We start from the raw sequence: 12,780 nt of genomic DNA, 5'->3' as shown, positions 1-12,780 counted from the left end.
TAGGACTCTTGCAGTTCATCGAAATTATTCTTTATTTTTGAGGAGTTTTTCATGTCTTTTTCTCTGAAGCGAAAACGGGGTTTTACGCTGATTGAATTGCTGGTGGTGATTGCGATCATTGCCATTCTGATCGCTTTGCTGTTGCCCGCCGTTCAGCAGGCCCGCGAAGCAGCCCGTCGGAGCCAGTGTCGGAATAATCTGAAACAGCTGGGGCTGGCGTTACATAACTATGTTGATACGACTGCTGGTGTGATTCCGCGTGGGGTCAATCATTACAACTCACCCGCCTGCTGTTGCACTTATGATAATGGGAACTACGCCCATACGGTCTACACGATGCTGCTGCCTTATCTGGATCAGACACCCTTATATAACACCGTAAATTTCGCGGTAGGGCCGAGCGATCCTTCAAATGCTGAAGTGCGCCGAACCAAGGTACCCGCACTATTATGTCCGAGTGCAATTCTGATCGACGATGCGAATTATGCACAGCATAACTATCCGACTGCCAGTGCCAATCATGGCTATGGTCTGTGTGGAATCCATGGCTCCAGAACAACCAATGGGCTGTTTGCATCACGCTGGGGAATTGCAGATAGTGTCTCAGGTGCAGTTGCTGACCCGCAAATGCGTCTGAGAAATATTACTGATGGAACCAGCAACACGATCACCTTTTCGGAGTTTGCTAAAGGGCTGGATTACGTCCTGCCCACATCTCATAAAAATAATATGGGACGCAGCTGGTTCGACCACAGAGCCGGATATGGAAACGTTGGTTTTTCGACACGCATCGATGCGACACCTAATAACCCGAAAGCAACCTATGGTACAACCATTAACTGGGGGACTGTAGGCAGTGCCCACACAGGGGGCGTGCATTGCGGGTTCATGGATGGGGCGGTGCGTTTTATCAGTAGCAATATTGATGGCCGTCAGTGGCAGGCACTCTGTACTCCGATGGGCGGAGAAGTAGTTCAGGTTCCCTGATCCTGTTTCATCATTTCTGTCAAATCAACAGATGATAACCACGCCCTGAAGGGATCCGGGCGTGTGTCATCACGTTTCTTTCGAACCTCCGCTCCTGCAGATTCTGGTATCCAGAACATTGCCGCCGGTAGTGAAAATCCTGCTTGTGGAGACGCGCGATCAGCCCCAAATCAAGAAAATAAACTACGTTAAGAAAGAGGACGGTGGGATTTTTATTAAATAAAATTATTAAAAAGAAGTTAAAATAACATTGCTAATTATAAGTGAGTTTTGATGTAATAAAGGCATCCAATCTGAGCATTCTGCTCAATAAACTACTGCTACTGGAGAATTAATAGTTATTTACTGACATTTCTATATTAAATCAGTTCTTTTTTCAGGAGTTTTATTATGTCTCGATTTTCTAAACGCAAACGTGGTTTTACTCTGATCGAGTTGCTGGTAGTGATTGCAATCATTGCCATTTTGATCGCTTTACTGTTGCCCGCCGTTCAGCAGGCCCGCGAAGCAGCACGCCGCAGCCAGTGTCGAAATAATCTCAAGCAACTGGGGCTGGCACTCCACAATTACATTGATACTACATCCGGAGTGATTCCCCGTGCCGTCAATCATTACAACACTCCCGACTGCTGTTGTGTGACCGATAACGGCAACTATGCCCATACGGTTTACACGATGCTGCTGCCTTATCTGGATCAGACGAATCTGTACAACAAAGTTAATTTTGCAACGATACCATCCAATGCGGTCAATGCCGACGTACGACGCACCAAAGTGACGGTCTTCATGTGCCCGAGTGCGATCGTGATCGATGATGCAAATTACGCACAGCATAATTATCCCACTGCGAGTGCCAATCACGGTTATGGTTTATGCGGACGCCATGGATCCCGTACGACCAATGGTGTCTTTGCTTCTTCCTGGGGAATCTACAATACCGTTACAGGTACCGTAGTCGATCCGCAGATGCGGATGCAGAATATTACTGATGGAACCAGTAACACCATCAGCTTCTCGGAATTCGCCAAAGGATTGGATTACGTCCTGCCTACTTCCCATAAAAATAATATGGGACGCAGCTGGTTTGACCCTCGAGCAGGTTATGGGAACATTGGATTCTCAACGAAGACACAATCGACGCCAAACAGTCCCGTCCCGACTTACAGTACTACAATCAACTGGGGTACCGTAGGCAGTGCCCATACCGGAGGCGTGCATTGCGGGTTCATGGATGGTGCCGTGCGATTTATCAGCAGCAACATTGATGGCCGTCAGTGGCAGGCACTCTGTACTCCCATGGGCGGGGAAGTAGTCCAGGTTCCCTGATCCTGTTCTGCGGATGATTAAAAAAATCGGTTTTTCTTTTCAATACACACTGGGCGTTACTCAGTGTGTATTGCTCTTGGTTTGAATGATTTAGGAAAAGTGAAACGACAATGAGAACGATACGATATTTTATGCTGATGATTCCCGTAGTTTTCAGTCTGCTCTGCCTGGGTTGCTCTGAACAGAAAATGGCCGATCCCAGTGAAGCAGTCGAAATCTCAGGCGTGGTCACTCTGGATGGGAAACCACTTAGTGATGCGGAAGTCACGTTTCTTCCTGCTGACGGCGATCCACTGGTTGGTCCTGCTCTGACGATTACAGACAACAAAGGCAGTTATGCGATGTCAGTAAACGCACCCCGGGATTATAAAATTACGGTAGATCGCATGGCGAATGGTGGTCCGAACCCGGCTCTCAAAGAGTACCAGGGGGCAGAGACTTCATTGAAGGCAGGCGTTTCGAAAGAAAATACGTCCTTTGATTTTGAATTAACGAGCTCAAAATAAGCTGACGCTGAATTCACTTAAACTGGATGACAGGCTGGAAGATACCGTTTCTCCCAGCCTGTCTGCGTTTTTACCCGTTTCTGTTCGTGTTTAATATCCGTCTGAAGAATTAATCCTTTTCAACGTATAAATAATTGATTATATTAAATCGATTGAGATCAAACGGTTCCTGCTTCAGTGTGTCCATGAAGAAGAGGAGATTTGATGCGAGATCGATTCGCTCTCTTTAAGCTCAGAATCCTGCTTCTCAGCCTGCTGGTCAGTGGCGTATTTGTGCTGATACCTTTTTCGTTCCTGTCTGCGGACAAAGAGCCGGGCAGACAAAAGACGGATGCGGTTTCAATCCAGTTTACGCATGATATCCAGCCTCTTCTGGAAACGCATTGTCTGAGCTGTCATGGTCCCGAGAAGCCGGAAAGCGGTTTCTCACTCACTTCGCGAAAGTCTGCTTTGACTGGCGGTAATTATGGAACCGCCATCATCCCCGGTAAGCCGGATCAAAGTCCACTTTTGCTGATGATTTCCGGAACGCACCAGGCTGAAATCGTGATGCCTCCCGAGGGAGAAGGGGAACGACTTTCTGACAAAGCAGTCGCGGCGATTCGTCAATGGATCAGGGAGGGAGCCAACTGGCCGGATGCCCTGGTTCTCGGTGCGAAGTCAAAACAGCGAAAGCTGCACTGGTCGTTCCAGCCGATCATCAAACCGGAACTGCCTGTCGTTCAGAATGAAAACTGGTGCAAAAATGAAATCGATCACTTCATTCTGCATCGTCTGGAACAGGAAAAGATTTCCCCCTCAGAAGCCGCTGACAAAGCGACATTGATTCGACGCATAACGCTTGATTTGACCGGTCTGCCTCCCACGCCGGCAGAAGTGGATCAGTTTCTGAATGATTCCAGTCCAGAGGCCTATGAGCGTGTCGTGGAGCGTCTGCTGGCTTCGCCCCGCTTTGGTGAGAAGTGGGCTCGACACTGGTTGGATCTTTGTCACTATGCGGACAGCGATGGCTATCTGACTGACGCAGTCCGTCCGCATGCCTGGCGTTATCGAGACTGGGTAGTGAACTCATTGAATGAGAACAAGCCCTTTGATCAGTTTACGATTGAGCAACTGGCGGGTGACCTGCTGCCGGAGACAACACCTGCACAACACGCGGGAACGGGTTTTCTCAGGCAGACACTCAGCAATCGCGAAGGAGGAGCCGACCTCGAAGAGTTCCGGGTGAATAAAGTCGTTGATCGTACCAAACTGATGGGCACGGTCTGGCTGGGGCTCACCCTGGAGTGCTGTCGCTGTCACAATCATAAATACGATCCGATCACGCAAAAAGAATTTTATCAGTTCTATGCGTTTTTCAATTCCGCTTATGAAGTCAATATCGATGCGCCGTTAGCGGGAGAGGAAGAACGTCTGCAGCAGCAGGTGGAGTACCAGCAGAAACGCCAGGCTCTGATTGATCCCATCCGTGAACCACTGGAAAAACTACAGCGGGAATGGGAGCGGAAAATGCTCTATGCCGCCATGCATCCAGCCGACGATCATCACTGGGCACGTGCCTGGGAAGTAATGGGACTGGTCTGGGGCGTAGGGACCGGAGAAGGACAGCAGGAAGGGCTGGAGATACTCAAGATGGAACCCGCGCAGCGCAGCCAGAGACAGCAGGATGATCTGCTCGATTATTTTCTGGGGCGCGGGCATCTGGTCAATGGCGGCCAGTTCAAAGAACTCAAGCTGAATGAACTCGCCCGCAAACTGGGTGAACTGAGAAAAGAATATCCTGCTGTCTCCCGGGCACCGGCGGTGCGGGAAATGCTAATACCGCAACTGGCGTATGTGCATCTAAGAGGTTCTTTTCAGTCTCCCGGAATTCCGGTCGAGCCGGCCACTCCCGCTTTTTTACCTGCAATGGAGCAGCAGAAACAAAACCGCCTGGACCTGGCGCGGTGGCTGGTCTCGAACGACAACCCTCTGACAGCGCGGGTCACCGTCAATCGGATCTGGCAGGAATACTTCGGGCAGGGCATCGTGGTTTCATCAGATGATTTTGGCACCCAAGGCGATTCCCCTTCGCATCCACAGTTACTGGACTGGCTGGCGTATCGATTCCGCAGTCAGGGCTGGGATGTCAAAGACCTGCATCGCCTGATTGTCACTTCCGCCACGTATCGACAGTCATCTCGCATACGGGCAGATATCCAGCAGCGGGATCCGGCGAATCGTCTGCTCAGTCACCAGGTCAGCCTGCGACTACCGGCGGAAACTGTCCGCGATCAGGCGCTGGCAGTAAGTGGATTACTGTCTGAAAAGCAGGGCGGCCCCTGTGTAAGGCCCCCTCAACCCGACAGCGTGGTGATGGAGGCTTTCGGATACAACACCTGGGAAGTCAGTACAGGGGAAGATCGTTATCGACGTGGACTCTATACATTGACCTTAAGAACCTCTCCCTATGCCCAGGCGGTAATCTTTGATGCGCCCAATCCCAGTCAGAGCTGCAGTCGTCGCGATCGGTCGAATACGCCTTTGCAGGCTTTGACGCTGTTGAATGATCCGGTGTATTTCGAAGCGGCCCGACAACTGGCGAAACGGATCTTGAGCGAGGAGCAGGGAGATCTTGAGGAACGGCTGCGTTATGCCTTCCGACTCTGCCTGTCACGTGAGCCACTGGAACCGGAAGTGAAACGACTGAAGTTGCTGTACCAGCAGGAACGGAATCAGTCGGAAGCATCTGAAGGAAAGATTTCGAAGGAAGAGGCAGCGTGGACGGTCGTGGCGAGTGTGTTGCTGAATCTGCATGAATTTATTACACGGGACTGATTACGATGTGGGAACCAGACCAGTATCTCCATTTGAAACGACGTCATTTTTTACAGTCCCCTGCCTGTGGCCTGGGTTCGATTGCGCTGCAGCAGTTGCTGGCGGAAGAGTCGGTAGCAGAAACTGCGATGGCGAACGCCGTCAATCCTCTCGCTGTCAAATCGCCTCACTTCAAACCCAGAGCGAAAAACGTAATCTTCATTTTCATGTCGGGGGGACCCAGCCAGATGGATCTGTTCGACCCTAAGCCGGAACTGCAGAAACTGCACGGGCAGCCGGTCCCGGAATCGTTTCTGAAAGGCATCAATGATGCGTTAATTAAAACGACGGCTCAGGTCATGGCGTCTCCCCGGACCTTTAAAAAATATGGAGAAGCCGGGATAGAGTTTTCCGATCTGCTGCCTCACCTGGGTGGTTGTGCGGACGATTTGTGTATGATTCGCACGGTGCACACGGACGTCAGCAACCATCATCCGGCCCAGATGTTGATGAACAGTGGATCGACGATGTTTGACCGTCCCAGTATGGGGTCATGGGTGACCTACGGGTTGGGGAGCGAATCGAAGAATCTGCCGGGATATGTGGTGCTGCTTTCGAATTCGGGAAAAGGCGTGGATGGTGGTTCATCCCTGTGGACGAACGGAATTCTGCCATCGACGTATCGCGGGGTGACATTTCGCAGCCGGGGAGAGGCAATTCTGTACCTGTCCAATCCGGACGGGATTTCGCAGAGCACGCAGCGGAACCGGCTGGATGCGATACGCGATCTGAATGGACTGCGGTTTGATCAGAACGGCGATCCGGAAATTGCCTCGCGGATCGCCTCCTATGAACTGGCTTACCGCATGCAGACCTCTGCGCCGGAACTGCTGGATTTCAAGGACGAGTCCAAAGCGACGCTCGACATGTATGGGATTAATAACGAAACCACCAACTGGTTTGGCAGCAATGCCCTGTTGGCGCGAAGGATGGTTGAGCGCGGCGTGCGGTTCGTGCAACTCTATCATTCCACCTGGGACGATCATTCGAACTTGAATGAGAATCTGAAAACCAACTGTGGTATGACCGATCAACCCAGTGCCGCGTTGATTCAAGATCTCAAACAGCGTGGCATGCTGGATGACACCCTGGTGATCTGGGGAGGTGAATTCGGTCGTACGCCGATGACCGAAGTTCGCCGCGGTTCCAATCCGGGTAAAGAAGGTCGCGATCATCATCCCTTCAGTTTCACAATGCTGATGGCGGGAGGAGGGATGAAGTCAGGCACGATTATCGGCAAAACCGATGAACTGGGATTTCATCCCGTGGAAGACGAAGTCCACATCCATAATCTGCACGCGACTATTTTACATCAACTGGGCTTTGACCACACAAAGCTGGTCGTCAAGCACAAAGGTCTCGATTATCGTTTGACGGGCGTCGAAGGAAAAGTGCTGGAGAATCTGATCGCCTGATACGCGTTTGTCTGGAGAGAACAGTTTCGTCCACACTTTTATGAATGCTTTCCTTTAAAGGAAAAGATCATGCGACAGATTTCTTCATGGATCAGAATTGTCCGTTTCAATCCGGTTTTCTGCTTCTCTTTGATGTTGCTGATCATGTTCAGTTTTGATCGTCCGGCACTCGCGAACCGCAGTGACCAACTGCAGTTGATCATCAAGAAACTGCGCGAGAACGAGGCATTATACGACAGCATTGAAGTGCATTGGCGTGAAGACTACCGCAAGAAGTATTATTCAGAAGTGGAGAAAGCGGGCGTTCCACAGTCATCAGATATTGTGGGACACTGGGTCCGTCAAAAGGAAATGTTCTATCTGAACTATGAGGGCAAACGCACAGGGCCGCCTGCCGATGCACGGCAGACAGGAATTCATATCAAAAAGGGATATGATGGAGATGTTACCCGTCTACTGGAACTGCGACACAACTATGTGGGAAATATTATTCAAGGTCCTGTGTATGACTTCCGGGGATTCCAACCGCATACGATCCCTCTGCGGTGGGCTCGGACTGCGGTGCCGTTATCTGTCTTTCTGAGTGGTCGGGAGTCCATTCTTGAAGATCCGCGTGGAACTAAAGGAGATATTGTTTCAAATCTGTTTCCGACGGCTTCCTATGTGGGAGAAGAAACTCTGAATGGTCTTCGATGTTACAAAATCAGTCTGAGTCATGTCAGAAATAAAGGAACTTCAGCAGAGAGAATCAGTGGCAGACGAGACTTCTGGCTGGCTGCTGACAGAAACTATCTTCCGGTAAAGACGGAAAGTTATAACTATTATTACTCGAAAGTCATCTCCATCGAGAGTGCCGTGCTCGAAAATCTGCAGGAGATTCAACCTGGTATCTGGTTTCCGTTTACCAGTTCGATTACCGTGATGGATGGGATTACATTGCGTAAAAAAAACAGGCCCGTTGTCTCCTGGAAGCGAGAATACACTGTGACTAAGGTCGCATTGAATCCTGAGTATGCTGTGGATCTATTCCGAAATATTGAGTTTCCGGAAGACGCGCCTGTCTATAAAGTTGAGGATGGCAAGATCGTGAAGTGAGCAGAATAAGTTGTCAGGTTTAACACTGTTTAAAACTGGTGGCTTAAATAGCTCAGGTAAAATAAATATCTTCAGGTTATTGCGGTACCGAAGTCTGAGGGGTATGATGGTTATAGGATGTTTAGTGTTGGTGGACTGCACAAAATAGTTAGATTATCCAGGTGTCTGGATGTCTGTAAATCAGGCCGCCGTCTTCCAACTGGAAATACGTTCTTACTCTTTCAGATTATCGTAGATCAATCTACTCAGGAGATCCTGTCATGCAGCGTTGTTTGATTCTCGCAGTTACATTGGCCGTATCTCATTTTTCCTGCATTGCTTATTCCCAGCAGGGTAGAGCTGCAAACCTGCCTGAATCGCGTCAGCAATGGCGAATGATTTATGTGGGGGGGGCGAACATTGGATATGTTCACAATGCGGTTGAAACAGTCAGCCGTGACGGGAAACAGGTGGTCGTGAATACGCAGACTTCAGTCGTCGATGCCACACTGTCGCGGCGCCCCAGGAATCAAGTGGTTCGCTCCGAATCTCAATCCAAGATTACAATTCAGACAGAGGAAACGGTAGATGGTGATGTACTGGCCTATCGATATCAGGTTCAGCATCCGCCATTACTCAAGACTGACAAGCGGGGTCGTGTGGTCGATGGTCAATTGCGGATTCAGTCAGACACGAATGGCCGGGTAGCGGATCTCACCAGAGATTTTCCAATTGATGTCAAAGGACCGGCCTATGCGGATCGGATGTTGTTACAGAATCCGTTGAAAGCAAATGAATCCAGGGTCATTACCACTTTTGATCCCCGGTCGGCTCAAGCGGATACGATCCGTTTTGAAGCGCGCGACTTTGAAAATGTGCTGCTGCAGGATGGTACGGAGAAACGTCTGCTGCATGTGGTCGTTTCACACAGCACCGCCCCCAATCAGTTGTTCCATGAATTCCTTGATGAAGCGGGGCATTCCTGGAAAACAACGGTACCCTCGCAGGACATGGTCGTTTATACCACTTCCAGAGTCTCTGCAATCAAGCTGTTCGGCGATGCCAGAAATCCATAAACAACGTGCTTTCAACGAGTCTACTGCTGGCTGAATGTCTGATCTCGCAGACTGGTATCGCCGCTGTCGTCACGCACGCTGTTGAGACCACCGGTCAGCATGAAGCCATCGATTTTGGCCTGGGCTGCTGCCAGTTGAGACTGGGCATTCACAAATTGCAGGTTGGTATCAAAATAAGTTTTCCGGGCAATCAGGATCTGCACAAAACCGACTTCACCCGCTTTATAGGCCTGATTTGCCAGGTCCATGGACTCGAGGGCACTGGGTAGGATGTCGTTTGAGTATACGTCAATGGCGGCAGTGGCGGTATCAAACTCTTTGGAAACAACGGCCAGGCGTGCCTCAATATCGTTTTTAATTCGCTGGACTTCCATCTGGGCCCTGCAGATTTCCGCCTGAGCAGCATCGATGTTCCCGTAGTTTTTATTACTTACAGGGATGGGAACACCGACCTGAAGATTCACCATTCCCGAGTTGGTTCCATAGTCCATTCCCGCTCCCAGTTGGGCGGTGATGTTGGGAATGGCCTGCACCTCCTGACGTTCCAGGGCGGCATAGGCACGGGAAATTCGATCATGTGCTGCGCTGTATTCAGGGCTGGAGGCAACCATGCTTGTCGCTAGTTCGTCCCAGTTTCGCGTACCTGTGTCTGAGGGAAGGGTTCCCTGCAGTGTGGTATATTCCATCTCCGGAATTCCTGAAATCGCGGCAATCTCTCTCCAGACAGCGGCCAGCTTAGCTTTGGTCTGACGTTGGGTCAGCTTGACTTCGCTGTAGAGAATCTTTGACTGTAGCACATCGACGCGGGTCCCTTCGCCGGCTTCCAGACGCTGTTGTGCAAAATCGGCACCTTTTTCTGCTACCTGCAAGAATTCGGAAATCAGATCGAGTTGTTTTTGCATCGCCAGAACCTGGTAAAACCGAATTTGAATATCGGTACGGACCCGGAAACGCTGGGCTTCCAGTTCCTGCAACTGAGCAGACAGCGTCGCGTTCAAGACGCGGTTATTCAGTTCGAGTTTGTTGGCAGTGACGAATTCCCGTTCGATAAACGCCATGTGCTGATCCGTTCCACGATCGGCCAGCTGTTGTCCCTGATATCCTACCATCGGGTTCGGACGCGTGGTGACCTGAGTGCGGTATCCGGCTGCTTTCTGGGTGGAGGCTGCCAGTTCCTGAATCGCGGGGTTATTTGCCAGCGCGATGGATTCCAGTTCCTGCAACGTCATGCCGCTACCCAGGGCAGACTGCTCATTCACAGCCGCCGCCTGAATCGGTTCCAGAGGTACCGGATCGAACTGCTCTTCAGCATTGACGAGTTTCAGTGACTCCGTTTTCTCGAAGTCACTGGCAGCGGTGTCATGACTGACGGTTGAAATCGAATTTTGTTCCGCACTTTTTTCAGATTGATTGCTCTCAGTAGTGCTTACGGGAGGGGGCTTGATTTCAGTCTCGTTTTGCGTGAGGGAAGGATTCATCGAACAGCCTGTTACCAGCAGGGAACCTGTAACAAAAGCCAGTCCTAAGTTCTTAACCTGTAATCTGTGACCCTCTTTTTTTGACCTTAACATAATTGACTTCAACACCTGTAAGCAGTTCAGAATTGATGAATCGGCTGATTCTTCGAAATCTGTCGATACAACTGTTTTGTTCGGTTATATCGATCAATCGACCTGAGTGATTCCTGTCAAATCGGTCTCCCGTTGACATCAGCTCCTGTAGTAACCGGTAGAACCCGTACAGATTACTTCTTGTAGCCTGTCAAACAGGGTGAAATACGATCAAGGTGGCAGTGACTGCATTGACTTAATTCAAGATCGTCGCCGTCCCTATCGTCGTCTTTGCAATTTCATGCTGAGACTGGTTGATCCGGGACTCCGTCCATCTTCGGTTTAGACTGTCACCGGTGTTACTGTCGCGGCTCCAGGACCATTTGGACCGGGTATAACAGGGTGACTGAGACTCTCGTTAAAGGGGAGACGCTCTACATTTACTCTTCAGACTTCGCCAGTGACCAGATAACGTGCGTTACCTGGTCACGTTTGGTGATTGAATTGATAAATCAGTGATTCAGAGGTGCAATTTGGGGGAAACAGACGCCCCTTCTCTCAGTATTGGGGCTGTGTAAATGGTCATTGGGTATTTTTCCCCATTGCTTATCTTGTCGTTATTACTACAAACGACGCCATTACCCGGATCCTGATCGATCGTGAATATGCTTCAAACATCGTTTCCAGGCTGCTCCGGACAAAAAACAAAGAATGAAACGATCGGATGTATTAACAACAATGTCAATTTAGTGCGAATCGATCATCTATCCCGAAACAAGTATTCAAATCCATCAATCAACCTGAAGGATGATATTGATACAGGAGTCGTGCCTTTGCTTTCACATCTTGAATTATTAAAAGTTCGCGCTGCGGCTTTTCTTCGCCATTCTGATGACACAGACGGGATTCAGAAAGAAGAAATGATAGACAGCCTGACCGCTACTAATTTTAACCATCTCATTGAAGACATCACAAATTATATTCCAGACCTCAAGGGATCATTACCAGACAAGATTCGGTCTGAGAATTTACAGGACCCTCCGGTTACCTGCTCTCAATTAGAAAAAAATATTCAAGATGTGATTCAAATACTGGAACAAATTGAATGTGATTAATGAGAGGTTCTCAAAAAAATAAAGGAAGAAAGGAGAACTGAGGGCAGTCCCTGTGGGAATGGGGCCAATTGAACGGTTCACTGTTTTCAGGACTGCTCGTTCCAGCAGCCTGCATTGTGTCATCTCGATGCAAGCTATAATCGGGGAGAAGCCTGATTGTCGTTCGTGAAATTCGCATCGCGTGACTTGTGCCGTTCTGTATGATGGGCGGGTTGTTGTTCAGCCTGGGGCAGGTGGTGCTGGTCTATTAATTCCGAGGATGATTCACTTTATGTCAGCTTTCCCAATATCGGTGTTAACCGCGGCTAAGGCCGTGCGGCTGATTTTCTAAGGTGATTCGTCTGTCGGTATGACTAATTAGTCGAAGGGGCTTAGCCGCGGTTGTCCCACAACTGTAACCACGATTCGAATAAAAAAACGTTATGGTTAAATGTGAATCGCGCCAGTTCCTCTTATTGAATGGTCCTGTACTGAATGGAAAGACTTGATGAAAATGAAACCTTGCTTTGTCTCTTTGGGGGTGACGAAAAAAATGTTGTGCCAATGTGTGGATTTTCTCCAGGGGCTTGGGCAGGTCAAGAGCTGATGCTGCAAAATTTGTGGCGATATGGGCTGACCGGTGCCGACATGGGGGCGATGCTGGGGCGTTCCGTGTCGACAGGAGCGCGATGTGCTGGCGATCCACAGAGAATGTATGAGCAGCCTTTGGCCAAAATGGTTCAGAAACAGGAGACTTTTATAGTACAGGTTTTGTCAGTGGTTCGCGGTGATCAGCTGCAAAAATACTGGACCACGCGCGCGACACACTTATAAGCGGGGATGATGTTAAACGGCGGGCAGGCGTCAAGGGGAATTTTTTCAGTCAGAGGAAATTG

Annotated in this window: 10 protein-coding genes; 9 read left to right on the top strand and 1 reads right to left on the bottom strand. The window is 49.7% G+C overall.

Annotated features, from left to right (window positions below; all coding sequences use genetic code 11):
- Positions 1 to 51: 51 nt before the first annotated feature.
- The 7 genes from GmarT_RS19635 to GmarT_RS19605 all read left to right on the top strand — a co-directional run bounded on the left by GmarT_RS19635 (position 52) and on the right by GmarT_RS19605 (position 9,240).
- Positions 52 to 987, top strand: a complete 936-nt coding sequence (locus tag GmarT_RS19635; RefSeq protein WP_002646788.1) for a DUF1559 domain-containing protein — start codon at positions 52 to 54, stop codon at positions 985 to 987.
- Positions 988 to 1,377: 390 nt separating this feature from the next.
- On the top strand, positions 1,378 to 2,313 hold the full coding sequence (locus tag GmarT_RS19630) for a DUF1559 domain-containing protein (RefSeq protein WP_002646791.1): 936 nt from the start codon (positions 1,378 to 1,380) through the stop codon (positions 2,311 to 2,313).
- A 110-nt stretch (positions 2,314 to 2,423) separates the two neighbouring features.
- Positions 2,424 to 2,819 (top strand): carboxypeptidase-like regulatory domain-containing protein, encoded by a 396-nt coding sequence (locus GmarT_RS19625; protein WP_149303146.1) that lies wholly within the window; start codon positions 2,424 to 2,426, stop codon positions 2,817 to 2,819.
- 204 nt (positions 2,820 to 3,023) lie between these two features.
- Positions 3,024 to 5,636: a PSD1 and planctomycete cytochrome C domain-containing protein gene (locus tag GmarT_RS19620; RefSeq protein WP_002646793.1), complete on the top strand. Its 2,613-nt coding sequence runs from the start codon at positions 3,024 to 3,026 to the stop codon at positions 5,634 to 5,636.
- A 5-nt stretch (positions 5,637 to 5,641) separates the two neighbouring features.
- A complete protein-coding gene (locus tag GmarT_RS19615) occupies positions 5,642 to 7,090 on the top strand; it encodes a DUF1501 domain-containing protein (protein ID WP_002646794.1) in 1,449 nt (482 codons plus the stop codon).
- 69 nt (positions 7,091 to 7,159) lie between these two features.
- On the top strand, positions 7,160 to 8,185 hold the full coding sequence (locus GmarT_RS19610; RefSeq protein WP_002646795.1) for a hypothetical protein: 1,026 nt from the start codon (positions 7,160 to 7,162) through the stop codon (positions 8,183 to 8,185).
- A 260-nt stretch (positions 8,186 to 8,445) separates the two neighbouring features.
- Complete coding sequence (locus tag GmarT_RS19605; protein WP_002646796.1) at positions 8,446 to 9,240, top strand: hypothetical protein; 795 nt, start codon at positions 8,446 to 8,448, stop codon at positions 9,238 to 9,240.
- 20 nt (positions 9,241 to 9,260) lie between these two features.
- Here the strand turns inward: GmarT_RS19605 and GmarT_RS19600 are convergent, their stop codons facing one another.
- Positions 9,261 to 10,718: a TolC family protein gene (locus tag GmarT_RS19600; protein ID WP_187782310.1), complete on the bottom strand. Its 1,458-nt coding sequence runs from the start codon at positions 10,716 to 10,718 to the stop codon at positions 9,261 to 9,263.
- 731 nt (positions 10,719 to 11,449) lie between these two features.
- On the opposite strand from GmarT_RS19600, the gene GmarT_RS19595 reads away from it, so the two are divergent.
- The gene (locus tag GmarT_RS19595; RefSeq protein WP_149303144.1) at positions 11,450 to 11,905 is read left to right on the top strand and encodes a hypothetical protein; all 456 of its coding nucleotides are present in this window, start codon (positions 11,450 to 11,452) and stop codon (positions 11,903 to 11,905) included.
- Positions 11,906 to 12,490: 585 nt separating this feature from the next.
- On the top strand, positions 12,491 to 12,718 hold the full coding sequence (locus GmarT_RS19590; protein ID WP_149303142.1) for a hypothetical protein: 228 nt from the start codon (positions 12,491 to 12,493) through the stop codon (positions 12,716 to 12,718).
- Positions 12,719 to 12,780: the final 62 nt, after the last annotated feature.

Origin of the sequence: Gimesia maris (assembly GCF_008298035.1) — a bacterium.
In the GTDB taxonomy this organism is placed as follows: Bacteria; Planctomycetota; Planctomycetia; order Planctomycetales; family Planctomycetaceae; genus Gimesia; species Gimesia maris.
Note: the sequence above shows the minus strand (reverse complement) of the source record. Positions and strands in the feature narration are given on the sequence as shown.

What these genes read in the sequence shown, in the direction of transcription:
- GmarT_RS19635 (WP_002646788.1), top strand. Translation starts at nt 52, where the DNA reads ATGTCTTTTTCTCTGAAGCGAAAACGGGGTTTTACGCTGATTGAATTG.
- GmarT_RS19630 (WP_002646791.1), top strand. Translation starts at nt 1,378, where the DNA reads ATGTCTCGATTTTCTAAACGCAAACGTGGTTTTACTCTGATCGAGTTG.
- GmarT_RS19625 (WP_149303146.1), top strand. Translation starts at nt 2,424, where the DNA reads ATGAGAACGATACGATATTTTATGCTGATGATTCCCGTAGTTTTCAGT.
- GmarT_RS19620 (WP_002646793.1), top strand. Translation starts at nt 3,024, where the DNA reads ATGCGAGATCGATTCGCTCTCTTTAAGCTCAGAATCCTGCTTCTCAGC.
- GmarT_RS19615 (WP_002646794.1), top strand. Translation starts at nt 5,642, where the DNA reads ATGTGGGAACCAGACCAGTATCTCCATTTGAAACGACGTCATTTTTTA.
- GmarT_RS19610 (WP_002646795.1), top strand. Translation starts at nt 7,160, where the DNA reads ATGCGACAGATTTCTTCATGGATCAGAATTGTCCGTTTCAATCCGGTT.
- GmarT_RS19605 (WP_002646796.1), top strand. Translation starts at nt 8,446, where the DNA reads ATGCAGCGTTGTTTGATTCTCGCAGTTACATTGGCCGTATCTCATTTT.
- GmarT_RS19600 (WP_187782310.1), bottom strand. Translation starts at nt 10,718, where the DNA reads ATGAATCCTTCCCTCACGCAAAACGAGACTGAAATCAAGCCCCCTCCC.
- GmarT_RS19590 (WP_149303142.1), top strand. Translation starts at nt 12,491, where the DNA reads ATGCTGCAAAATTTGTGGCGATATGGGCTGACCGGTGCCGACATGGGG.